14 protein-coding genes are annotated in these 25,202 nt (G+C 68.5%); 12 read left to right on the top strand and 2 right to left on the bottom strand.

What is annotated here, in order from left to right:
- The first annotated feature begins 33 nt into the window (after positions 1-33).
- Positions 34-8,910 (top strand): filamentous haemagglutinin family protein, encoded by an 8,877-nt coding sequence (locus AB4Z37_RS08550; protein ID WP_441516280.1) that lies wholly within the window; start codon positions 34-36, stop codon positions 8,908-8,910.
- 215 nt (positions 8,911-9,125) lie between these two features.
- On the opposite strand, the gene AB4Z37_RS08545 is transcribed toward AB4Z37_RS08550, so the two are convergent.
- A complete protein-coding gene (locus AB4Z37_RS08545; RefSeq protein ID WP_441516279.1) occupies positions 9,126-9,989 on the bottom strand; it encodes a class I SAM-dependent methyltransferase in 864 nt (287 codons plus the stop codon).
- A gap of 337 nt (positions 9,990-10,326) precedes the next feature.
- On the opposite strand from AB4Z37_RS08545, the gene AB4Z37_RS08540 reads away from it, so the two are divergent.
- On the top strand, positions 10,327-12,225 hold the full coding sequence (locus AB4Z37_RS08540; protein ID WP_441516278.1) for an autotransporter domain-containing protein: 1,899 nt from the start codon (positions 10,327-10,329) through the stop codon (positions 12,223-12,225).
- Between the two features lie 55 nt (positions 12,226-12,280).
- Here AB4Z37_RS08540 and AB4Z37_RS08535 read toward each other — a convergent pair whose 3' ends face one another.
- Positions 12,281-13,507 carry an ABC transporter substrate-binding protein gene (locus AB4Z37_RS08535; RefSeq protein ID WP_441516277.1) on the bottom strand — a complete coding sequence of 409 codons (1,227 nt, stop codon included), beginning with the start codon at positions 13,505-13,507 and terminating at the stop codon, positions 12,281-12,283.
- A gap of 230 nt (positions 13,508-13,737) precedes the next feature.
- Here AB4Z37_RS08535 and AB4Z37_RS08530 point away from each other — a divergent pair, with 230 nt between their 5' ends.
- From AB4Z37_RS08530 to AB4Z37_RS08485, 10 genes are all read left to right on the top strand, one after another.
- Positions 13,738-14,646 carry an enoyl-CoA hydratase gene (locus tag AB4Z37_RS08530; RefSeq protein ID WP_441516276.1) on the top strand — a complete coding sequence of 303 codons (909 nt, stop codon included), beginning with the start codon at positions 13,738-13,740 and terminating at the stop codon, positions 14,644-14,646.
- An 83-nt stretch (positions 14,647-14,729) separates the two neighbouring features.
- Positions 14,730-15,740 (top strand): AraC family transcriptional regulator ligand-binding domain-containing protein, encoded by a 1,011-nt coding sequence (locus AB4Z37_RS08525; protein WP_441516275.1) that lies wholly within the window; start codon positions 14,730-14,732, stop codon positions 15,738-15,740.
- A 156-nt stretch (positions 15,741-15,896) separates the two neighbouring features.
- Positions 15,897-17,423, top strand: a complete 1,527-nt coding sequence (locus AB4Z37_RS08520) for an AMP-binding protein (RefSeq protein ID WP_441516274.1) — start codon at positions 15,897-15,899, stop codon at positions 17,421-17,423.
- Positions 17,424-17,579: 156 nt separating this feature from the next.
- Positions 17,580-19,022: an amidase gene (locus AB4Z37_RS08515; RefSeq protein ID WP_441516273.1), complete on the top strand. Its 1,443-nt coding sequence runs from the start codon at positions 17,580-17,582 to the stop codon at positions 19,020-19,022.
- On the top strand, positions 19,019-20,455 hold the full coding sequence (atzF, locus tag AB4Z37_RS08510) for an allophanate hydrolase (RefSeq protein WP_441516272.1): 1,437 nt from the start codon (positions 19,019-19,021) through the stop codon (positions 20,453-20,455). The genes AB4Z37_RS08515 and atzF overlap by 4 nt, the downstream gene beginning before the upstream one ends.
- A complete protein-coding gene (locus tag AB4Z37_RS08505) occupies positions 20,452-21,441 on the top strand; it encodes an ABC transporter substrate-binding protein (protein WP_441516271.1) in 990 nt (329 codons plus the stop codon). The genes atzF and AB4Z37_RS08505 overlap by 4 nt, the downstream gene beginning before the upstream one ends.
- Positions 21,442-21,455: 14 nt before the next feature.
- Positions 21,456-22,262 carry an ABC transporter ATP-binding protein gene (locus AB4Z37_RS08500; protein ID WP_441516270.1) on the top strand — a complete coding sequence of 269 codons (807 nt, stop codon included), beginning with the start codon at positions 21,456-21,458 and terminating at the stop codon, positions 22,260-22,262.
- Between the two features lie 4 nt (positions 22,263-22,266).
- Positions 22,267-23,085: an ABC transporter permease gene (locus tag AB4Z37_RS08495; protein WP_441516269.1), complete on the top strand. Its 819-nt coding sequence runs from the start codon at positions 22,267-22,269 to the stop codon at positions 23,083-23,085.
- A 77-nt stretch (positions 23,086-23,162) separates the two neighbouring features.
- Entirely contained in the window at positions 23,163-23,453 is a 291-nt protein-coding gene (locus AB4Z37_RS08490; protein ID WP_441516268.1) for a gamma-butyrobetaine hydroxylase-like domain-containing protein, read from the top strand.
- Between the two features lie 11 nt (positions 23,454-23,464).
- A complete protein-coding gene (locus AB4Z37_RS08485; RefSeq protein ID WP_441516267.1) occupies positions 23,465-25,201 on the top strand; it encodes a fumarate reductase/succinate dehydrogenase flavoprotein subunit in 1,737 nt (578 codons plus the stop codon).
- Position 25,202 lies beyond the last annotated feature (1 nt).

The raw sequence follows: 25,202 nt of genomic DNA, 5'->3' as shown, positions 1-25,202 counted from the left end.
GATCTCGTCGTCCAGCCGCAATTTATTGCAGATGTGCTCCATGCCCGCCTGATCCAGCGCCCCGGCGCCAGCCTGACGCTGGCGAGCCTGTCGGACTTCACCCTGCAGGCGGGCGCATCGATCACCGTCGATCCCGGCAGCGCGATCACGATTCTGGCCAACGGCCAGACCACCCTCGATGGCCGTATCACCGCGCGTGGCGGCCAGATCACCCTCAACAGCCTGATCGACTTCGCGGGACGGGCGCAAGTCGCCGGCGGCAACGGCACTTTCAACCTGACGCGCTCGATCTGGATCGGCGCAGACGCAGTGCTCGATGCGTCCGGCTACGCGCAGGTGGCGCAGGATGCGCAGGGTCGCAATTTCGGCGTCGTGAAGGACGGCGGCAATATCGTCATCGGCGGCACCGCCGTGAGCGATCAGGCGACGGACGCGTTCATCGTCATCCGCCCAGGGGCTGTGGTCGATGCCTCCGGCACCTCGGCGTGGATCGATCTCGCCGCCGGGCAGTCGCCACGCATGCCGTCGCAGCCGACGCTGGTGGCGAGCAACGGTGGTGCGATCACGCTTGCGTCCAACAGCGGCATGTACCTCGATGGCGACATCCGCGCCGCGGCGGGCGGCGCCGGGGCGTCCGGCGGCAGCCTCAGCCTCGATCTCGTCAGCCGCGCCTACACGACCGGTCCCGCGGGCCCGAAGGCGCCGGACGGCATCGGCGTCGTCCCCGACGCGCTGCAGAAGGCCCGCATCGTCACCATCGTGCAGCACCGCCAGCCGAGCGGGCTCGCCGACACGCTGACGCCCGGTGCCACCGATCCGGCGCTGCAGTTCGGCACCGCGGTGATCAGTGCCGATCAGGTGGCGGCGGGCGGCTTCGGCTCGCTGACGCTGCGCTCTTCCGACCTGTTCGCGTTCCAGGGCGACGTGAGCCTCGCATTGCCGCGCAGCCTCGCTTTCTCGGGGGGCATGTTTGCGGTGGCCGCTGCGACACCGAATATCAACGTGACGCTGGCCGCGCCCTATGTCCGCTTTGATGGTTTCACCGAATCTCAAGCACAAGACGGCGGCTACAGTCCAAGCATCAACAACGTCGGCCAGGTCGGCTGGGTTCGAACCAACAGTCACCTCGCGGTGGCCGCGAACCTGATCGACTTCTACGGCCGGCTGCAGTTCAGCGGCCTTCACGCCACCGAAGGGAGTGGCAACGGGCCGTCTCATGTTCTTGATGCGTTGGGCTTCCGCGATCTCGTGCTGCAGAGCAGTGGTGACATCCGCTTCGGCACGACCGACATCATCACCGGCGGTAACCTCACCATCCAGGCCGCGCAACTCTATCCCTTGAGCGGCGCCAACGCGTTGCTCAGGGCCGGGATGATGCCCGGGTATGACCAGTATGGCACCTGGGGCGCGCCCTTTTTCGACCCTGCCGCGACGCTGACGATCCGCGGCAACCGCGCGGTGCCGGCGATGCCGGCAGCAGTGTTCGGCAAGCTGTCGCTGTTCGCGTCGGCCATCGATCAGGGCGGCATTGTACGAGCGCCGCTCGGTATCGTTGCTTTCAACACGCAGCCCGGGGGCAGTTTGCAGGCGCCCTCCGGTGCGCAGGTCATCCTGCGCGCCGGCAGCATCACCTCGGCAAGCGCCAATGGTCTCGTCATTCCGTTCGGGGGCACCACCGACGGCATCACGTATCAAGGCGCCGATGGCACGCTGTCCGATATCAGCTCGGTGCTGGTGAACGACGGCTACAATTACCTTCTGCCGACAGGCGTCAAGATCACCGCGACCTCGCTGGTGGGCGAGGCGGGATCGGTACTTGACCTCTCGGGCGGCGGCAGTCTCACCGGTTCCGGCTTCGTCCCCGGCCGTGGCGGCTCCGTCGACGTGCTGAAGACCGCGCTCATCAACGCCAATCCGGCCAACGGCTACTCTGCTGCGGGCAACAAGGTCTATGCGCTGCTGCCGGGCTACGCCTCGGCCTATGCGCCTTCGATCGCCACTAATGGCGCAGGCGATCCGGCGATCGGCCAGCAGGTGACCATCGGCAATGGCGTGCCTGGTCTTGCGGCGGGCACCTACACCATGCTGCCGTCGAGCTACGCGCTGCTGCCGGGGGCTTTCCGCGTCGAGGTCGGCAGCACCACGACGGCGCCGATCGGCACCATCGGTCTTCCCAACGGATCGTATGTCACGACCGGCATTCTTGGCATCGCCAACACTGGCATCCGCAATGCGCTGCCGACCCAGCTGCTGCTGACCTCCGGCGCGACGGTGCGGCGCTATTCGCAGTACAACGAGACGAGCTACAGCGACTTCGCCCGCAGCCAGGCCGCGCTGCTCAGCCAGGTGCGGCTGCGCCTGCCCGGGGACGGCAAGGTGCTGCAGCTCGATCTCGGCAGCGGCAACGGTCCGGCCCTGAGCTTCGCCGGCACGGCGCTGTTCGGCGCCGCCCGCGACGGCATCTCGGGCAGCCTGATGGTGACGTCGTCGGCGCCGAACGTCATTCTCGACATTGTCGGGGCAGGTGCAACGCCGGTCGCGGGGCACACCACGGTGGCTGCGGCGGATCTCGACGCGTTCAATGCCGGCGCGCTGTTCATCGGTGGTGGCGCGAACTACTATGTCGATGTCGGCAACGGCACAGGCAACCGCGTCGCGTTCACCGGCTCCGGCGTGGTCAACATCCTCGATGGCGCGGTGCTCCGAGCGGCGCAGGTCTATGCCATCGGCAACAGCGTCAACGTCTCGGGCAGCGCCGTCATCGATACGCGCGGCGCAGTTGGTACGGTTGCCGACTCGCGGCTCGGCTATCTCTACGGCAACGTGACCAGCGAAGCGACGGTGACCTCCGGGCCTGCGGTCCTCGCGGTGGCCAACGGTTGGCTCAATTTCCTGCCGGTGGTCGGCAATGCCTCGATCTCGATCGCAGGCGGGGCCTCGCTGCTCACCGATGGCAGCGTCGTGCTGGCGGCGCCCGGCACGCTCACGATGAACAATGTCAACTTCGGCGCGCGCTATCTCACGGTGTCGCAGAGCCAGATCAACATCGGCGATGCCAATTCGCTCGCGGCCGCCCAGGCCGCCGGCGTGCTGCAGCCGGGCTGGACGCTGAGCCAGGAGGCGCTCAATACATTGTTGCGTCCGTCCACGACGCCGGGCGCGCCCATACTGGAGCAACTGACGCTCACGGCGGGAAATGCACTGAGCATTTTCGGTAGCGTGTCGCTCGATGCCTCTGCCCAGAGCGGACATCCCCTGCAACTCGTGCTGAACACGCCGGCGATCTATGGTCTCGGCGGCGCCGGCGACGTCGCCTCGATCCGCGCCGACACTTTCGTCTGGAACGGCATCCGCACCGGCAACGGCGGCCTGGGTCTGAATGGCGCTCCCTACGGCAGTAAGGCGCCTGGCGCGGTGCTGCCGGGCGGCGCCGGCACCGGCGTCGGGCAGCTAGCGATCTACGCCAACCGGATCCTGTTCGGCTACGACGCCAACAGCCGGCCGACGGATGGCGCCACCCTCGACCGCATCGCGCTCGGGTTCTCGATCGTGACCTTCAACGCCACGACGCAGATCACGGCCAACAGCACCGGCACACTCTCGGTCGGCCAGTCGCAGGGCGCGGGCGGGGCGCTGACCGGCGGCAATCTCGTGCTGACGACGCCGCTGCTCACCGCAGCAAGCGGCGCGTCGATCAGCTACAAGGCCGGTGGTGCGGTCCAGGTGGCGGCGTCAGCGGGCGCGGCAGGCGCGGCGACGGCGGGTGTCAACGACCTCGGCGGCACCATCGCGCTGTCGGGTGACAGCGTGGTGCTGGACACGGCCGTGGCGCTGCCGAGCGGCAAGCTGACGCTCGCGGCCACCCATGACGTGACGCTCGGCGATCGCGCGCATGTCGATCTCGCCGGCCGCAGCATCGCCTTCAACGACGTCACCAAGTACAGCTGGGGCGGCGACCTGGCGATGACCAGCGCGGCGGGCAACATCGTCCAGAGCGCGGCCTCGGTCATCGACGTTTCCGCCGCCAACAACGACGCCGGCTCGATCACGGCCGCCGCCACCGGTGCGGGACAGGGTGTCGTCGCGCTGAACGGCACGCTCCGCGGCGTCGCCAGCGGCGGCTATCTCGGCGGCAGCGTCACCGTCGCGGCGCAAAATCTCGGCGATTTCGCCGCGCTCAACCGCAGGCTCACGGCGGCGGGCTTCCTGAAGTCGCGCAGCTTCGACCTCAAGCAGGGCGATCTCGTCGTCGGCAATGAGGTGGTGGCTCATGCGGTGACCATCGCGGTGGATGGCGGCAGCCTGACCGTCAACGGCACCATCAATGCCAGCGGCGTCACGCCGGGCAGCATCCGCCTGTCGGCGCGCGACACATTGGAGCTGGCTGCGTCGGGTGTGCTCGATGCCCATGGCACACAACTGCAGGTCGACAGTTATGGCCAGCCGATCGTGGCTTCCAATCGCGCGACGGTGGAATTGACCACCAGTCAGGGCACATTGAAGCTCGACAATGGCTCGACCATCGACGTTCGCGTGACAGATCCGAACAATTCCGTCAGCTATGGGCAGGTCGTGCTCAACGTCCCGCGCACCGGCGAGACCAGCGGCACCATCAATATCCAGGCGGGCCAGACACTCAATATCCGTGGCGCGCAGAGCGTCGCGCTCAATGCCTACTGGACCTATCAGCCGGCGGGCGCCAACGGCACCATTGTGCAGGACAATGGTGGGACGGCACCGGTATCGCCGACGGACCAGATCGGCCTCAACCAGATCGACACCCAGAACCTGGCCTTCATCAGCGCCGCCTATGATGGCAATGTCGCGGCGGGGCAGTTCAATGCGTCGCTTCAGGCCAGCCTCGGCGGGCTCATGCAGGTGACGGACGGCCGCGGCAACGGCGCGTTCCATCTGCGGCCCGGCGTCGAGATCCGTGCCAGCGGCACGCTGTCGACCTCCGGCGATCTCGATCTCGCGGGTTTCCGCTATGGCCCGCATGCGAACCGCGATCGCACCTCGCCGACGTTCGGTGCCGGCGAGGCCGGCGCGCTGGTGCTGCGCGCGGGCGGCGATCTCGATATCAAGGGCAGCATCAACGACGGCTTCGCCACGCCGCCGGCCTCGCCCGATGCACTGACGGTGCTGGTGTCGGGCGTGTTGTCGAGCAGCTACAATGTGGTGGCCAACCATGCGGTTCTCGCAGCAGGGGCGTCGATCCCCTACAGTGCCAAAATCAACATGTCGCTGACCCTGCCGGACGGAGCCAGGATCGGCATGAGTCCGACCGCCGCCGCGCCGATTCCGGTGGATGTTACCCTGAGCGGTCCGTTCACGGCCCCGCCGAACAACCCGCCCCGGGTGGTGACCGGGACGATCTACAGATCTGACGGTAGCGTGCTGCACGCCAGCGGATCGAAGATCCCGCCAAATGAGGTATGGCCCGCCGGCACCAAAATAGCCCAGGGCACTTATTTCAGCCAGCCGATGAACTCTACGGCGAAGCCGTTCTACATTAAGTCGGTGACCCTGCCTGCAAACACCAGCCTGCGCGTCTTCTTCGGGTACACGTTCACGAAGGACACGCCGATCCCGGTCGGCACGGTGCTCCCCGCCGGCATGGGCAACGTCAACCTCACCGGCCCGGGCGACCGTCAGGTATGGGCGACCGCGCCGCTGCTGGCGCCGGGCACGCAGTCGTGGTCGATGAGAATAGTCGGCGGCGCCGACCTCGCTGGCGCGGATACCCGCGCCTTGCAGGCTGCTTCGAGCCTGGCCGGTGTTGGCAACGTGGTGCTGAACGACCCGTTCTTGGTGACGATCTCCGGCACCGGCACGCCGCGTCCCGGCGTCAGCGTGGTGCGTACCGGCACCGGCAGTCTCGAGATTCTCGCCGGGGGCAATTATCAGCAGGCCTCGCCGTTTGGTGTCTACACCGCCGGCAGCGCCATCGCGGTCGATCCGGCCTATGAGGCGCCGCGCGGACACCTGGTCGACGGCACCGTGCTCGGCTCGGCCAACGCGGCGTATAGTGCGACGCTCGACCTGCAGCGCCTCCACTACAGCGATGGCGGCGGTGATGTGCTGGTGATGGCGCAGGGCGATATCGCCGGAGCACTCGTGCCTGGCGGGGCCGCGCCTGGCAACTGGCTGTGGCGCCAGGGCGGCGATGCGCTTGGCCAGGGAACCGCCTGGGGTATCAATTTCGGCAGCTATGTCGCCGACATTCCGTCGAACGGCGGCGCGCCCAAGCTGGGCTTTGCAGCTTTCTCCGGCATCGGCACGCTCGGGGGCGGCAACGTCACGCTGATCGCCGGCCGGGACATCGGCGGCGCCAATGCCGGCATCGTCGCAGCCGTCGGCAGCACGGGGCGGGTCGCCAATGGCGTGCCGATGGTGACCGGCGGCGGCACGTTGAGCGTGACGGCGGGGCGCAACATCGGCATCGGCGGCAATGCGTTCATCGACCTGCGCGGCGACACCACGGTGCTGGCCGGCAATTTCGGCACGTCCGTGGCGACGAATTTCGGCTACGATGGCTACAATGACCCGCGCCTGCTCAATCCGCTGGTGCCCTATGGCATCGCCGTGAGGATTGGCGGCCCTCCCGTGGCGGGCGGCGTCTTCGTGCCCGGCGACGGGACGGTCGCCGTGCGCACGCGCGGCAGTCTCGTCATGGACACCATCGACGACGCCGGCCGCTCCTCCCAGCGTCAGAACACCGACGCGGGCGGACAGCAGGGCTCGACCTGGTTCACGCTGTGGACGGACCGCACGGCGGTGGACCTGTTCGCCGCTGGTGGCGACCTGACGCCGCTGTCGCCGAATCAGGGAAATGGGATGAGCACCACCGTGCTGCCGGCCATCCTGGACGCGACTGCGGCGCGCGGCAACATCTATCTGGCTCCGGCGACAGGTGGCGTCAGCTTCATGATGCCGTCACCGCAGGGCCAGCTCACATTGCTGGCGGCAGGCATGGTGGTCGAGGCCCCCAACGCGGTCGCGTCGTTCGGTCCGCTGTCGACGTCGCTTTTCAGCATGGCGACGCCGGCCAATCCGGCCTGGCTGCGGTTCTCGGCCAGCAACTACAACCTCTCGAACGTATCCGCGACCAACATATGGAGCCTCGCCAGCCCCATTCCGGATGGGATGCAGGGCGTCAATCTCGCCACGGACGGTGGCAGCATGCCGCTGTTCGCATTCGGTCCCAATACCGTGACCGACACCAGCGCGGCGAGCGCAGGCGTGATCTCTCGTATCTATGCGATGGGCGGCGACATCCTGAACCTCGACTACGGCGAGGTCTACGTCGTCGGGTCGCAGGCCACCGGGGTCACCAGCTACTACCGCGCGACGAAGCCGGTCCAGATTCTTGCTTCGGGCGACATCGTCAACCTCAAGGGCATGATCATGCACCAGGCGGCGACGGATGTATCGGTGATCGCCGCGAGCGGCAGCCTGATCTATGCCGGCGTCAACAATCTCGATACCGGGACGAGTGTGGCCGGCCTGCAGATTGCCGGGCCGGGGACGCTCGAACTGACCGCAGGCAAGGACATCCTGCAGGGCTCGCGCGCGGGCGTCGAGAGCATCGGCTCGCTCATCGGCGGCGACAAGACGCCGGGCGCCGGCGTCGTGCTGCAAGCCGGTGTCGGCACCGGCGCGCCCGGCGTCGGTCAGGTGAACTGGGATGGTTTTGCCAGTCTCTACCTCGATCCGGCCAATCTCGCCGGCAATAGCTCGCTCGCGGCGCAGCCGGGCAAGGTCGCCAGGACCTACGACCAGGATCTCTACCACTGGCTGCAGTCGCGTTTCGGCTACAGTGGTGACAAGACGGGGGCGCTTGCCTACTTCCGGTCGTTGCCCGGCGACCAGCAGCGGATCTTCCTGCGTCAGGTGTACTACGCCGAACTGACCGCCGGCGCGCGCGAGTACAACGACGAAAACGGACCGCGCCACCTCAGTTATCTGCGGGGGCGCGAGGCGATCGCGGCGTTGTTCCCCACCGCTGGCGTCGGCGGCCAGCCGACGAACTTTGCCGGCAACATCACCATGTACAGCACGCTGGACAGCCTGGGAAAGACCATCGTCTCCGGCTCCGTGCACACGGACAAGGGCGGCAGCGTGCAGCTGCTGGCGCCCGGCGGCAAGGTGATCCTCGGCACTGAAGGCCTGTCGCCCGGCGCGGACGCCGGCCTCGTCACGGCCGCCGCCAACAGCGACATCGACATCTATTCGCTCGGCAGCATCCTGCTCGGCCAGAGCCGCATCATGACGATGTTCGGCGGCAACATCCTCGCCTGGTCGGCGCAGGGCGACATCAACGCCGGCCGTGGCGCCAAGACCTCGACCCTCTACACGCCGCCGCAGCGGATCTACGACAACTATGGCAACGTTTCGGTATCGCTGACAGCGCCGGCGAGCGGCGCCGGCATCGCCACGCTGAAGCTTTTGGCCGGCGTGCCGCCGGGCAACGTCGATCTGGTGGCGCCGCTCGGCACCATCGATGCGGGCGAAGCCGGCATCCGCGTGTCGGGCAACCTCAACCTCGCGGCGCTGCAGGTCATCAATGCCGCGAACATCGACGTCAAGGGCACCGCCTCCGGCATTCCCACCGTGCAAGGCCCGCCGACCGGCGCGCTGACGGCGGCCAACAACACCAGCGCCGCGACCCAGCAGGCGGCACCGCCGCCGCAATCGGGCAACGGCCAGCCGTCGATCATCATGGTCGAGGTGCTGGGCTATGGCGGCGGCGACGGCGCGGGCGAGGACACCGGCACGCGCCGCAAGCGCTCCGATCAGCAGAGCTATGATCCGCAGGGGTCGGTGCAGTATGTCGGCGCGGGCGCGCTTACCGACGAAGAGCAGAACAAGCTGACGCCGGAGGAGCGCAAGAACCTCGCCGCGCGCTAGTTCGCTGCGGGCCTGGTTCGCGAAATTGGGCCGCCGACGCCAGCCTTCCCCCTCTTCTTGAGGAGCCCGCATGGCGGGCGTCGCGAAGGATGAGGCCCGTTTGTCGCAGCTCATTGGCCTCATGGTTCGAGACGCGCGGTCTTGCCGCGCTCCTCGCCATGAGGATCGAGCGAGCCGTTGGTCGCGCGGTGCTTCGCGCAACCAGCAGCAATGGATCAGCCCGGCTTGACCGCGGTGACGATCCAGACCGCCGCCGGCAGCTTGACGTTGTCGCCGTGCTGGAAGGCCGCGAACGCCTCGCGCATCGACTGTGCGGTGGCCGCGGTCTTCTCCGGCGGCTGGCCTTCCAGCGCGCGCGCCGCGGGGCCGATCGACAGCGCCACCGTGACGGCATGGTCGAGGCCGCGCCCGCCGGCCATGTCGAGGGACGTATCGAACGGCTCCAGCGCGATGGAGGTGAAGCCCGCTGCGGTCAGGATGCGCTCGACGCGCGCCTGTGCCGCGAATGCGAACGGGCCGGGATCGTCCGGCTTCATCTCCGGCAGCTTCGGCACGTGCTTGTAGGCCTGCTGCAGCGCCAGCATGAAGTAGGGATTGTCGCGTGGCTGGCGCCAGCAGGCGAAGGCGACGCGGCCGCCCGGGCGCAGCGCCGCGGCGAGATTGCTGAACGCGGCGATGGGATCATCGAAGAACATCACGCCGAAGCGCGACGCCAGCAGGTCGAAATGGCCGGCGGGAAACCGATGCGTTGCGGCATCCGCCTGCAGATAGGTCAGCGGCGCGCCGGCAGGCATGCGCGCGCGGGCCCGCGTCAGCATCTCCTGGGAGATGTCGATGCCGAGCACCTCGCCCGTCGGGCCGACCTGGTCGGCCAGCACGACCGAGGACGCGCCGCAGCCGCAGCCGACATCGATCACCCGCTCGCCCGGCCGCACCGCGGCGCGCGCGAGCGTGTGCTGCAGGACGGGCGCGAAGGTGATGTCGAGCGTGTCCTGGAAGTCGGTCCATTGCCGGCCGGCTTCGCCGTTCCAGAATGCCTGCTGGTCGATGGGGAGGGCGAGCGGAGAGGGGGATGTCATTGGCGCTCCTTCTTGATCTTGTCGTCATCCGTGCCGCGGCTCGCTGCACATCGGCCGCATCATAGCGCCGTGCGCTGCGATCGTGAACCGCCGCGCTCAGGTCGGCTTCGTCCGGTCGCGCATCGCCTTGTCCAACGCGCGACCGGCGCGAAGTGTGAACGGCATTCGTTCTCCGATTGTCGCTGCGCCGTGAAATCGCCGATCCGGGCCGTGTTCCCGTGCGCGGTCCCCGTGCCGCCGCCGAATGTGTCCTTCCCAGAACCGGAGCGGTTGGAAACAGTCGCAGCCGACAAGGTGGGCGAATGCAATCGCCCGAACAAACCTCAGAGGGGGAAACATGGTTCATCGCATGCTGTGGGGCATCGCTGCCGTTATGATGGTGGCGGGCCTGTGGTCGGCGCCTGCGCGCGCGCAGAGCGGCACGATCTTCGGGTTCGGCGACAGTTTGATCGATATCCGGCGCGCCTGTCTGCCGTTCGGCTATCCCGGGTCGCTGGGCGGGTGCAGCAACGGCCGCAATGACGTTCAGTTCCTGCCGTCGCTGACCGGCTACTCGCTCAACCCGGCCAACATCTATGCGGTCGGCGGCGCCGGTACGGGCGCGACGTTTCCCGGGACGGTGCTGCCGATCTCGACCGCCGACCAGGTCGCAGAGCTGACGCAGAGCGGCCAGCGCATCGGCGCGCGCGACCTTGTGCTGCTCAGCGGCTTCGGCAACGATTCATTCGCGTTTCTCAATCCGGCGTTTCCGTTGTCGGGAGCGCAGTTCGGCCAGGTCGCGCTGCAGGAGCAGTCGCAGAACGTCGCTCGCCTGATCGCCGCGGGCGCGCGCAACATCGTCGCCTACAATTTCGCCGTGCCGCAGTTGCAGGTGCTTGCGAAGGGGGGGCTCTATTCCGGCGGCGCCTGGGCGCCGCTGCCGGTGGCGCCGGCGGCGGTGCCGTTCGCCGACACCGTGCAGTCGGGGCTCGCTCGCATGCTGGCAGGCTATGCAGGTCCCGGCACGCAGATCCGCGTCCTGGATTTCAGCACCATCGTGTCGCGGGCCCTGCTGACGCCGTCGATCTATGCCGCCTATGGCGTGCAGTCCAGCCAGCCTTGCCTGATGGATCCCGCCTGCGTGACCGCGCCGCGCAGTGTCCAGAACCAGCATTTCTTCTACGACGTGCATCCAACCGAAACGGGCCACCTGATCCTTGCGACCTACATCGCGAACCTGCTCGGCGCGCAGGATGCAATTCCGCTGCAGTCCGACATCGTGCGCGGAGCCGCCACCGGGTTCACCGGCGGGCTGCTCGATCGCCTCGAGGCCGGGCGGTCCTGGGCGGCGCCGTTTGACAGCCGGGCCGAGCTGCCGCGCAAGGCGCCGGCGTCCGGGCCGGCGGTCGCGCCGGCATCCGGGCTTGCGGTCTATATCCAGGGCAACGACTGGGGTGGCGGCCGCGACGGTCAGCTTTCGGCGACCGGCCTTGTCGCAGGCGGTGGCAGCTTCGAGGCCGCCGGCGGCACCGTCGGCGTCGAGCGGCGCTTCTCGCCGTCGCTGCTGGCAGGGGCCGCGTTCAACGTTGCGACGACCCATGTGGCGACCGGGCCCGGCAGCAAGACCGACGTCGACAGCTATCAGCTCGCCGGTTATGCCTCGTTCGGCGGCACCGCCTGGTTCACCGATATCGTCGCGGGATACGGCCGCCATCGCTTCGCGATCGACCGGCAGGGGGTGATCGACGTGCTGCATGCCAGCACCTCCGCCGACACCTTCGCCGCCGCGGTCCGTGCAGGCTATCTGTTCGATGTTGGCGAGCTGCGCGCAGGTCCCATCGCCGGCCTCGCCTACGCCCACGCCGCGATCGGCGGCTACACCGAGAGCGGTGACAGCGTCATCACCCAGCATGTCAACCGGCAGAGCTCGGACAGCCTGATCGGCAGCATCGGTCTACAGCTGCGCCGCTCGTTTGCGCTGGGGACGGCGCAGATCAATCCATATCTCAATGTGACTGCCGAGCACGAGTTCCTCGACCGCGACCGCTGGATCGTCACCCAGCAGACCTCGGCGATCGAGCTGCCGATCTGGACGCCGGTGGGCGGAGCCGCGGCGCGGACTTATGGTCGCGTGCTCGGCGGCATTGGTACGGCCCTCGGCGGCGGGCTCTCGACCACGCTTACCGCGTTCACTACCTTCGCGCGCAGCGGCGGCGAACTGCATGGCGTCAGCGGCGGCCTGAAGTACCAGTTCTGAGACGAGGCGCCGGGGAGCAATGGCGGGCTCGGGGATCATCCCCGAGCCCGTCGTCTCATTTGCCGCTGATCACGCTGCCGAACCGCTCCCAGCCGGCGCCGTTGAAGCGCGCGAGCTGCATCTGCTCGATCGGATAGTAGTCGGTCGCGCTCGTGGTCAGCGTGATGCCGGGCAGCAGCAGCGGCAACCGCACGCCGGCAAGGCTCGCGGCCTGATGCATGACATTGTCGCGGGTCAGGCGGTCGCCGCACTGGGTCAGGACATGGACCAGCGTCTGCGCCACGCTGTAGGCATAGGGCAGGAAGATCGAGTTGCGGTCGGTGTCCGGGATGTATTTGTCGAGGAAGGCGAGGAATTCGACCATGCCGGGATCATCGCGCCAGGCGGTATCGCCGACGTCCTTGAGATATGCGGTGGTGACGATGCCGGTGGCGTTGTCGATGCCGGCCGGCACCAGCGTCGCGGCGATCGAGCTCGACAGGTTGTTGAGGATGTGCAGCGGCTTCCAGCCGAGTTCGGCCGACTTCTTGATCGCCTGGGCGGCGAACTTCGAGGTGCTGAAGTCGACGAATACGTCGGCGCCCGCCGCCTTGATCTTCACGATATGGGTCTCGATGGTCGGCTCGGTGATCTCGTAGGTCTCCTCGATCACGATCATCGCCTTTGCCCTGTCACCGAGGCCTTCCTTGAAGCCCTTGACGATGTCGCGGCCGTAGTCGTCATTCTGGGAGAACACGCCGATCCTGGCGTCGGGGTGGGTGTCGAGGATGTATCTGGCGTAGATACGTCCCTCGATGTCGTAGTTCGGGCCCCAGCTCATGGTCCAGGGCGAGCCGGCGGGATCGGCGCCGAAGCGCGACGCGGCGCCGCCGACGAACAGCTGCGGCACCTTCTTGGTATTCATGTATTTCTGGATGGCGATGTTGTTGGAGGTGCCGAGGGTGTTGAACAGCAGCAGCACCTCGTCGCCCTCGATCAGGCGGCGGGTCTGCTCCACGGTCTTCGGCGGGCTCAGCGCATCGTCGTAGGTGATGAAATTGATGTGCCGTCCGTTGATGCCGCCGCGCTCGTTGAGCATACGGAAATAGGCCGCCTCGACCTTGCCGATGACGCCGTAGGCCGATGCCGGGCCGCTGTAGGGATTGATGTGGCCGATGCGGATTTCGCTGTCGCTGGCGCCCGGATCATAGGACTTGTCGGCGAAGGCGCGGCGGCTGCCGAGCGCGGCGGCGGCGACGCCGCCGGCCAGCACGGCGCGGCGGCTGAGAGCACGAGGGGACATGGTTTCCTCTCCTTGTTGGGGTGGTCGGGTTGCGTCCCGCGCAATCTATCGGTCGCAGCCCGGCCGGATCGAGGCGGATGCGGCATGCGCCGGCAAACTGTCCCCGTAGCCGCGCTGTTTCTGTCCTTCCCGACCGGCGGAGGCTCCGTCAGGGTTCGCGATCAGACGGCGGGCCGTCGCGCCCGGCGCGAGCGGTTCGTCGAACACGCGTTCAGGGAGAGCCCGCCATCATGAAGGAATTCACCCGCATCCGTTACGAGGCACCGGCGCCGCATGTCGCGCGCATCGTGCTCGACAGGGTCGACACCCGTAACGCCCAGGATGCGCAGCTGCTCTACGAGCTGAACGACGCGTTCGACATCGCCGCCCAGGACGATGCGGTGAAGGTGATCATCCTGGCCGCCAACGGCCCGCACTTCTCGTCCGGTCACGATCTGCGCGATGCTGGCCAGGTCGACACCGTCGAGCGCTTCAAGACGGTCGGCACCTGGAGCGGCTTTCGCGCCGAGGGCGCCGAAGGGCGCGTGGCATTCGAGAAGGAAGCGTTCTTCGGTTTCTCCGAGCGCTGGCGCAACATTCCCAAGCCGACCATCGCGCAGGTGCAGGGAAAGGCGATCGCCGGCGCGCTGCTGCTGATCTGGCCGTGCGATCTGATCGTGGCATCCGACGACGCTCAGTTCCAGGACAATACCGTCGCCATGGGGGTCAACGGCGTCGAGTTCTTCGCCCACCCCTATGAGTTCGGCGCGCGCAAGGCCAAGGAGATGCTGTTCCGCGCCAGCTGGGTTTCGGCGGCGGAGGCGCATCGGCTCGGCATGGTCAACCATGTGGTGCCGCGCGACGACCTTGCGTCGTTCACGCTCGATCTGGCGGTCGACATCGCCCGCAAGCCGATGTTTGCGCTGCGGCTTGCCAAGGAATCGGTCAACGCCGCGCAGGATGCCCAGGGGCGGCTGTCGGCGATGGCGACGGCCTTCGCGCAGCATCAGCTTGGCCATGCCCACAATCGCCTGCGCTTCCAGACCATCATCGATCCCTCGTTCTTCGATCAGGCGCCGCAGGCCATGCCCGGGCTCAAGCAGGCGATCGTGTCGTTCGGCGGCGGCGAGGGGCGCAACAATCCGTCGTCGGCCGACTGAAGCCGGCGTCACGGGGCTGTCATTTTCGCGGCGATATCGCTAACCTCACGGCAAAGGGAGAGAAGTCAGGGGAGCGCGACGCGATGATGCATCAGGGGGTGCCGCTGAGCTGGATTCGGCGCCATGGCGCCGGCGCCATGGCCGAAGGGATCTCGGAAGCGGAGATCTTTCGCAATTCGCTGATCGACCTCGACGCCGAGGACGACGACGCCGAGATCGATTCCGCGCGTTACTTTCTGTTCTGGCTCAATCTGGCGCGCGGCATCGAAGACGCCTGCCATGGCCTGTGCGACCGGCGGCTGCGGCTCGGCAGCAGCGCGCTGGCGATGCGCATCATGCTCGGCAGCGCCACGCTGGAGAATGCGTTGCAGTCGGTCGAGCGCTTCTATCGCCTGGCGCTGCCGTCGCTGCAGCTCAAGCTCGATGTCGCCGGCAACGAAGCCCGCCTGCTCGCGCGCCACGAGGGGCGCAGCGCATCGGCCGATACGGTGATGGACGATGTCGCGCTGAGCTGGCTGTTCATGTGCTGCGGCGGCTTCCTCGGCCGGCCGCTGCCTGTCGCCGATGTCGTGACGCGCGATCCGACCCATTTCAACCTCGGTCAGCGCCACTGGTCCATCCGCGCGCCGGTGAGCCATGGATCTGTCGCCGCTATCCGGTTTCCGAAGGCGCTGCTCGGCGCCCGTCGCGGCAGCCCGAGCAGCGACGCCGCCTTGTGGGACTGCACCCGCCGCTGGTTGCGTTTCGTCGACGAGGCGGAAGGCGAGCCGCTGGCGGATGTGGAGGTGCGCAAGGAGATGACGCCGGCACAGGCGCGGCGGGAGCGGCGGCGCGAGCCGGGCTACCGCCAGAGCCGGCAGCGCGCGCTGGCCGATGCCGGCGTGCGGTTGCTGCGCAGCACCGATGCCAGCGTCGATGCGGTCGCCTGCCAGCTCGGCTACGCCGATGCCCGCAGCTTCCGCCGCTTCATCAAGGGCGCCACCGGCCGGACCCCGCATCAGATCCGCAGCACCGCGACCGCAGGCGGCGAAGCCAGCACGGTGGGGCCGGCGGTTTATGCACGCATCCGCGAGACCGCCGCGCTGCTGGAGTGATGTCCGCGCGCGCCGGGCAGAGCAGGCGCGCGATCGTTTCGCCGAACGGGTCCCCGCCGCCGGCGCGGTTCGGTCCTCCCCGCCGTCGCCGGTGTCCGCCATTGTGCGCTCCGAGCCGCAGCTCCTGCCTGCGCCTGTCACGGAGATCGCCGACAAATGGCCCTGCTTCCCATGGGCGCGCTTGCGCGCCATCACGCCCTGCGCAAGCCCGGCGACGCCGTCGCGCTGTCCTATCCCGAAGGCGAGCTGAGCTGGCAGGCGCTCGATGCCCGCAGCAGCCGGCGCGCCCGGCTGTTGCAGGCGCGGGGCGTCAAGGCCGGTGATTTCGTCACGCTGGCGCTGCCGAATGGCCTCGTGCTGTATGAAAGCGTGTTCGCGATCTGGAAGCTTGGCGCCATTCCCAACGTGGTGTCGCCCAGGCTGGCGCCGGCCGAGGCCGCGGCGATCCTCGATCTCGTGCGGCCGGCAGTGCTGATCGCGGAGGCCGGCTTTGGGCCGTCCGATGCACCGCGGCTGCCGCCCGATGCGGCGCTGGACGGCTTCGACGATGCGCCGTTCGAGCCGGCGCCACCGGCGCCATACTGGAAGGCGATGACCAGCGGCGGATCGACCGGCCGGCCCAAGGTGATCGTCGATCACATGGCCGCAGTCTATGATCCCGACGAGCCGGTGTTCGGGCAACGCGTCGACGACATCATCCTCAATGCCGGCCCGCTCTATCACAATGCGCCGTTCGCGTTTGCGTTTCGCGGCCTGTTCTGTGGTGCCAGGGTCGTCGGCACAACTCACTTCGACGCCGAGGAGGCGCTGCGGCTGATCGCGCGCCATCGCGTCGCCTTCACGTTCCTGGTGCCGACCATGATGCACCGCATCCTGGCATTGCCGGACGAGTTGCGGCGATCCCTCGACGTGTCGTCGCTGCGCACGGTCGTGCATGGCGCATCCGCGGCTCCGGAGTGGCTCAAGGAGCAGTGGATCGGCTGGCTGGGGCCTGACGTCATCTGGGATATGTATGGCGGCACCGAGAGCCAGGGCTTCACCGTAATCAACGGCCGCGAGTGGCTGACGCATCGCGGCTCGGTCGGCCGCCTCGTGACGCCCGGCGAGCTGCGGGTGCTGCGGGACGACGGCAGGGTCTGCGCGCCGGGCGAGATCGGCGAAATCTACTTCATGCCGGCCGGTGGCGCGGGCTCGACCTATCACTATCTCGGCGCCGAGCCGCACCGCCGCGCCGACGGCTGGGAGACGCTCGGTGATCTCGGCTGGCTCGATCCGGAAGGCTACCTCTACCTCGCCGACCGCCGCACCGACCTGATCCTGCGCGGTGGCGCCAACATCTATCCCGCCGAGATTGAGGCGGCGCTCGACGCCCATCAGGCGGTGGCGTCCTCGCTCGTGATCGGCCTGCCGCATCGCGATCTCGGCCAGAGCGTGCATGCGATGATCGAACCGCGCCAGGGCCGCAGCATCGACCTCGTCGACCTCGAGGCATTCCTTGCCGACCGCATTGCGCAGTTCAAGCTGCCGCAGAGCTATGAGTTCTCGGCGGTGCCGCTGCGTGACCATGCCGGCAAGGCGCGGCGCCAGGCGCTGCGCACGGAGCGTGAGCAATGGCTGACGGAAGGGCGCGAGTTCAAGCTGCTGCGTCCGCGCGCGGCGGCCGCCGCAGCGCGTCCGTCGTGATGTGACGGCGAGGGATTTATTCTCGAAAATGGATGTACGGCAGTCGATCCGTTGCATTTCGCAGGCGGAACGGCAGCCGGCGCAATTAATTGCTGCATTCGGCTGAAGCGGCGCCTTAGCCACGTCTCCTCCTCACGCAGGACAAGGGGACGCTGCATGCCGACATCACCATTATCCACCGCCGCGACACCGGCCCGGCCATCCGCCGGCGCGGACGATCCGGCGCGGCTGTCGGCGCTGGAACTTGTTGAGGGCTATCGTGCCCGGCGCTTGTCCCCGGTCGAGGCGACGCAGGCGGTGATCGACCGCGTGCGGCGGCTCGATCCGAAGGTCAACGCGTTTGCGGTGTTCGATCCGGAGACCGCGCTGGAGGCGGCGCGGCAGTCGGAGCAGCGCTGGCGGCGCGGCACGCCGCTCGGTGCGCTCGACGGCGTGCCGGTGACGCTGAAGGATCTCATTCTCGCCAAGGGCTGGCCGACGCTGCGCGGCAGCCGCGCCGTCGATCCGGCGCAGGCCTGGGACGAGGATGCGCCGGCCGCCGCGCGGCTGCGCGAGGACGGCGCGGTGCTGCTCGGCAAGACCACGACCTCCGAATTCGGTTGGAAAGGGCTCGGCGACAGCCCGCTCACCGGCATCACCCGCAATCCCTGGAACACGGCGCATACGCCCGGCGGCAGCAGCGGCGGTGCCGCGGCCGCGGCGGCATTCGACTTCGGGCCGCTGCATGTCGCGACCGACGGCGGCGGCTCGACCCGCCTGCCGGCGGCGCACAGCGGCGTATTCGGCTTCAAGCCGAGCTTCGGCCGCGTGCCGGTCTATCCGCCATCGCAGAACGGCACGCTCTATCATGTCACGCCGCTGACGCGCTCGGTGCGCGATGCCGCCGTGCTGCTCAATGTCATCGCGCGGCCCGACGCGCGCGACTGGCACGCGCTGCCGCCATCGGCCACCGCGCTCGACGACGGGCTGGAGCAGGGCGTCAAGGGGCTGCGCATCGCCTTCAGCCCGGCGCTCGGCTATGCGCAGGTCGATCCGCAGGTCGAGCGGCTGGTGGCCGACGGCGCGCGGGTGTTCGCCGATCTCGGCGCCACGGTCGAGCTGGTCGATCCCGGCATCGACGATCCCTTTCCGATCTTCGACACGCTGTGGGCGGCGGGGGCGGCCAAGCTGCTCGCCTCCTTCGCGCCGGAGCGCCGTGGGCTGGTGGAAGCGGGCCTGCAGGAGGTCGCGGCACGCGGGCAGGCGATCGATGTCGTGGCGTATCTGCGCGCGGTCGACGCGCGCGAGGCGCTTGGCCGGCATTTCAACCAGTTCCACCAGACCTGGGACCTGCTGATCACGCCGACCACGGCGCACCCGGCCTCGGCCATCGACGCGACGCAGGCCGATCTCGTCCGCCGCCCGATCCGCTCGCCCTTCACCTATCCCTTCAACCTCACCCAGCAGCCGGCGGCCTCGGTGCCGGTCGGGCTGACGCCCGAGGGCCTGCCGGTTGGCCTGCAGATCGTCGGCGCCAGGTTCGCCGATGCCACCGTGCTGCGCGCGGCGCGAGCCTTCGAAATCGCGCGTCCTTTCGCCAGCCCCGGTGAGCCGCGATGACCGCGACCGTTCCGCTGCATCTCGACCTGCCGAGCCTGCGCGCGGCTTACGCCGATGGCACGCTGACGCCGACGGCAGTTGTCGAGGCGATCTTCGATGCCATCGCGCGGCGCGGCGACGACGGCGTGTGGGTCAGCCTCGCGCCGCGCGCTGCGGCGCTCGCTCGTGCCCGTGCGCTCGAAGCACTGCCGGCGCTGGCGCGCGCGAGCCTGCCGCTGTGGGGCGTGCCGTTCAGCGTCAAGGACTGCACCGACGTCGCCGGCGTGCCGACGAGTTCGGCCTGTCCCGGCTTCGCCTACGTGCCGACGGAGAACAATCCGGCGGTCGAGCGGCTGCTGGCGGCCGGCGCGATCTTCATCGGCAAGACCAACATGGACCAGTTCGCCACCGGGCTCGTCGGTGTGCGCTCGCCCCATGGCGTGGCGCGCAATCCGTTCGATGCGCGCTTTATTCCCGGCGGTTCGAGTTCGGGCGCCGCGGTTTCGGTCGCGGCCGGGCTGGTCAGTCTGGCGCTCGCCACCGACACCGGCGGCTCCGGGCGAGTGCCGGCGGCGCTCAACAACGTGGTCGGGCTGAAGCCGACCCGCGGCCTTGTCAGCGGCGTCGGCAACATCGCCGCCTGCCGCTCGATCGAGACGCTGTCGGTGTTCGCGCTCACGGTTCCCGACGCGCAGGCGGCGTTCGAGGTCATCCGCGGCTTCGACGCGCACGATCCGTTCGCGCGGCAGGCGACGCTGGCGCCGCGACGCCTCGGCGATACGTTTCGCTTCGGCGTGCCCAGGGCGGCCCAGCTCGAGTTCTTCGGCAATGGCGATGCGGCCGCGCTGTTCGATGCCGCGGTGCGCCGTCTGGAGACGCTCGGCGGCACGCGGGTCGAGGTCGACTACGGCCCGTTCCTCGAGATCAACGACCTGCTGTTCCAGGGGCCGTGGCTCGCCGAGCGCTATGGCGCGCTGCAGTCGTTCGTCGACGCGCAGCCCGAGGCGATCCTGCCGGTCACCCGCGACATCCTGCTCGGTGGTGCGCGCATCTCCGGTGCGCAGGTATTCGCCGCCCAGCGGCGCCTCAACCTGCTCAAGCGCGAGATCGAGCGGCTGTGGCTGGACATCGACGTGTTCGCCGTGCCGACCACCGGCACGGCCTACACCATCGCGGAGCTTGTGGCCGATCCCATCACGCTGAACTTCCGGCTCGGCACCTACACCAATTTCGTCAACCTCGCCGACCTCGCCGCGGTGGCTGTGCCCGCGGGCTTCCTGCCGAACGGCGTGCCGCAGGGCATCAGCCTGATCACGCCGGCGTTCGCCGATCACGATGCGGCCGCGCTCGCCGAGCGCTTCCATCGCCACCAGAACCTGCCGCTCGCAGCGCGCGCCGTCGCGGCCGCGGATCGCGTAGCGCCATCCCATCGACAAGAGGAGTTGACGACGTGACCAGCAGCAAATGGACCGCAGGCCTGCGGGCGAATGTCAGGCGGATCGGGGCCGCGCTGGCGATGGCCGTCGCGGTGGCCGGGGCGGCGACGCCATCCCGCGCGCAGGACATCACCATCGGCGAGGGCATCGCGCTCGGCTGGGCGCAGTTCTTCGTCGCCGACCATGACAAGACGTGGCAGAAGCAGGGCCTCACCCCCAAGGCCACGACGTTCGCCAGCGGCCGCCTCGTGCTCGACGCGCTGGTCGGTGGCGGCGTCGTCATCGGCACCGCGGCGGAGACGCCGGTGGTGTTCGCCGCGCTCAACGGTTTGCCGGTGCGGATCATCGGCACGCTGAACAGGCACGAGCCGTTCGACCTCGTCGCCATCAATGCGATCAAGACCGCGAAGGACATCAAGGGCCGCCGCATCGGCTACTCCCAGGGCACCAACGCCCACTACTACCTGCTCAAGCTGCTGGCCTCGGAAGGCCTGACGTTGTCGGACATCACCCCCGTCAGCCTCAACCCCGGTGACTTCGTCTCCAGCCTGTCGGGCGGCGCCATCGACGCCTTCATCTGGACCGAACCGCACCTGTCGCAGGCGCTGGCGCAGGGGCCGGACCGCTTCCACATCATCCGCTCGCCGGGGCTGTATTCGACATACTCCAGCATCATCACCCTGCAGTCGACCATCGACAGCAAGCCCGATCTGCTGGTGAAGGCGCTCAAAGCGCTGATCGAGGCCGACGACATCATTCGCAGGGATCCCGACGCCGCAGCGGCGCTGACCGCCGAACGGATCAAGCTCGATCCGGCGGTCGCCCGCGCGTTCTGGCCGCGCGCCAATTTCCGTCTTGCGCTCGACAAGCCGGAGCTGGTCGCCGAGCTCAAGCGCCAGGCGGCCTGGGCGGTCGAGAACAAGCTGGTGCGGCCCGACGCCAAGGTCCCGGACTTCGACACCGTCGTGGTGCAGGACCTGTTCGAGCGCGCGCGCGGCAACTAGGCGAGGGGCGCGACGTGCACGGCACCACCCTGCAGGCGGCCCGCGCGCCATTGGCGGCGTTCGAGCCGCCGCTGATCTCCTGCGTCGATGTCGGGCATGTCTATGCCTCGGGCCGCGGCGAGACGGCGGCGCTCGATCGCGTCTCGCTCAGCGTCGCGCGCGGCGAGTTCGTCTGTGTGCTGGGCCCCAGCGGCTGCGGCAAGACCACGCTGCTGAACATCCTTGCCGGTTTTGTCACGCCGTCCCGTGGCACGGTGCGCATCGACGGACGGGCGATCGATGGACCCAGCTCCGAGCGTGGTGTCGTATTCCAGGACTATTCGCTGTTTCCCTGGCTGACGGCTGAGGCCAATGTCGCATTCGGCCTGCGCATGGCCGGGCGGCCGGCGCGGGAGCGCCGCGAGGCCGCACAGCGCCTGCTCGACCTCGTCGGGCTGCCGGACGCGGGTGCGCGCTACCCATCGGAATTGTCCGGCGGCATGAAGCAGCGCGTCGCCATCGCCCGGGCGCTGGCGACCAAACCGGCGCTGCTGCTGATGGACGAGCCGTTCGCGGCGCTCGATGCCATGACACGCAGCTCCCTGCAGACGAAGCTGATCGACATCAGGGCGCACGAGGCCCAGACCATCCTGTTCGTGACCCACAACATCGCCGAGGCCATCAGCCTCGGCACCCGCCTCGTGGTGATGTCGGCCCATCCCGGCCGTATCGCCGAGGATATCACGGTCGATCTGCCCTATCCGCGGCGGCGGACGTCGCCGGCGTTCAACGCGCTGTATGAGCGGGTGGCGCACGCCATCGGGCTCGAGGCGGCGGAGTAGGGCGATGGTGGCACGCATCGACCGGCTGACGGTCGCCGGCATTCTCGGCACCGCGATCTTTTTTCTTGCCTGGGAAGCGCTGAGCCGCAGCGGCCTCGTCAATGCCGTGATGCTGCCGGCGCCGAGCATGATCCTCACCTCGGCCTGGGAGCTGCTCGCAAGCGGCGAGCTGCTGCGTCACTTCGGCGCCAGTCTTTTTCGCGCGGCGGTGGGCTTTGCCGCCGGCGCCGCGCTCGCGGTCGCGCTGGGCACCGCGATGGCGCGGCTGCCGCTGCTGCATGGCGCGATCAATCCGCTGGTGCAGATGTTCCGCGCGGTGCCTTCATTGGCATTCGTGCCGCTGGCGATCTTCTGGTTCGGCATCGGCGAAACCTCGAAGATCTTCCTGGTGGCGTGGGGTGTGTTCTTCCCGGTGTGGGTCAACACCTATCTGGGCGTGCGCGACGCCAGCCCGCTGCTCGGGCGCGCGGCGGCGAGCCTCGGCGCCAGGGGATGGCGCAACGTCGTGTTCGTGGTGCTGCCGGGCGCGCTGCCGTTCATCATCGCCGGCTTGCGTGTCGGCCTGTCGGTGGCGCTGGTGGTGCTGGTGGCGGCGGAGCTGGCGGGCGCCGCCTACGGTGTCGGCTATCTCATCCAGATGTCGCAGCAGGTGTTTCGGGTCGACCACATGTTCGTCGGCCTTGCGGTGCTCGGCCTCATGGGGTTCGGCGCCGATGTCCTGTTCGAGCGCGCGGTGCGCGCGCTGCTGCCCTGGTACGGCGTCGAGCGGGCGCCGCGCCGCCGCGACGGCGGCGAGGCGGCCGGCGCGCAACGCGCTGGCTGATCGGCGCACGGGGGCAATTTATTGCGCGCCTCCGCGAAGAGCGCGCCCTACAACAACGTTGCGAACGGAGAGACGCCATGGAGCCGACCGACATCACACTGGACGATCCCGGCACCACGCTGGTGCTGACCTGGCCGGACGGCACCGGCCGGCTCGACGCCGAACTGCTGCGCCGGGCGAGCCGTGCGGCGAGCGAGATCCGGCGGCAGGCCGATGGCATCGAGTTGCGGCTGCCGGCGGACCTGCGCGTCGAGGCGGCGGAGCCGATCGGCAACTATGCGCTGCGGCTGGTGTTTTCCGACGGCCATCACCGCGGCATCTATCCCTGGTCCTACTTGCGCTCGCTGGCGGGCCTCGAGGCGGCGTGAAGGAAGCCAACATGGACGAGATTCGAGACGGGGTGTCGGAGGTCGACTGCGACGTGCTGGTGATCGGCGGCGGCACCGCCGGCCCGATGGCCGCCTACAAGGCCAAGCGCCGCAATCCGGCGGCGCGCGTCGTGCTGCTGGAGAAGGCCAACGTCAAGCGCTCCGGCGCCATCGCTATGGGCATGGACGGGCTCAACAACGCCGTGGTGCCGGGCTATGCCACGCCCGAGCAGTACACCAAGGAAATCACCATCGCCAACGACGGCATCGTCGACCAGGCGGCGGTCTATAAATACGCCTCGCGCTGCTTCGACATGATCCAGGAGTTGGACAGCTTCGGCATCAAGTTCCAGAAGACCGAGAACGGCGACTTCGACGTCAAGAAGGTGCATCACCTCGGCTCCTATGTGCTGCCGATGCCGAACGGCGACACCATCAAGAAGGCGCTGTACCGCCAGTTGCGGCGCGAGCGGGTGCTGATCTCCAATCGCTTCATGGCGACGCGGCTGCTCACCGCCGCCGACGGCCGCATCGCCGGCGCCATCGCCGTCAACACCCGCACCGCGGAGCTCTTGGTGCTGCGCGCGAAGACGGTGATCCTGTGTGCAGGTGCCGCCGGCCGCCTCGGCCTGCCGCACTCCGGCTATCTCTGGGGCACCTACGAGAACGCCACCAACTCCGGCGACGGCTATGCCATGGCCTATCACGCGGGCGCGGCGCTCGCCAACCTCGAGTGCTTCCAGATCAACCCGCTGATCAAGGACTACAACGGTCCGGCCTGTGCCTATGTCGCCGGCCCCTTCGGCGCCTACACCGCCAACAGCGAAGGCCGCCGCTTCATCGAGTGCGACTACTGGTCCGGCCAAATGATGCAGGAGTTCTACAACGAGCTGCAGTCGGGCAAGGGGCCGGTGTTCCTCAAGCTCAACCATCTGCACAGCGACACCATCGGCCAGATCGAGGCGGTGCTGCACAAGGTGGAGCGGCCGAGCCGCGGCCGTTTCCACGACAACCGCGGCACGAATTACCGCGCGCAGATGATTGAGATGCACATCTCGGAGATCGGGTTGTGCTCCGGCCATAGCGCCTCCGGCGTGTTCGTCGACGATTTCGCGCGCACCACGGTGTCCGGGCTCTACGCCGCCGGCGACATGGCGAGCGTGCCGCACAACTACATGCTGGGCGCGTTCACCAACGGCGCGGTGGCCGGCGAGCACGCCGCCGACCATGCCGCCGACATCGACCTGCCGGCCTATGACCATGAGGATGTCGTGCGCGAGCAGGCGCGGGTGCTGGCGCCGACCCGGCGCGACGACGGCATTCCGCCCAACCAGCTCGAATACAAGGTGCGCCGCCTGGTCAACGACTACCTGCAGCCGCCCAAGGTGACGGCGCGGATGCAGCTCGGGCAGGCGCGCTTTGCCGAAGCGCGCGACGACCTCGACACCGCGATGGTGGCGCGCGACGCCCATGAGCTGATGCGCGCGCTGGAGGTGTCATCGATCCTCGACTGCGCTGACATGGCGGCGTTCGCCTCGCTGTACCGCACCGAGAGCCGCTGGGGGCTCTACCACCACCGCGTCGATCATCCCGACAAGAACGACGCCGAATGGTTCTGCCACAGCCTGGTGCGCAAGGCGGCAGGCAAGATGACCGCCGAGAAGCGCGCGGTCGCGCCCTACATCGTGCCGATCGACGAGGCCGAGCGCGGCGCCTACGACCGCCAGCGCATCCGCCAGACTGCCTGAC

It is taken from the genome of Bradyrhizobium sp. 2TAF24 (assembly GCF_052115025.1).
In the GTDB taxonomy this organism is placed as follows: Bacteria; Pseudomonadota; Alphaproteobacteria; order Rhizobiales; family Xanthobacteraceae; genus Bradyrhizobium_A.
The sequence above is the reverse complement of the archived record's forward strand: the minus strand, read 5'-3'. Positions and strand labels throughout refer to the sequence as shown.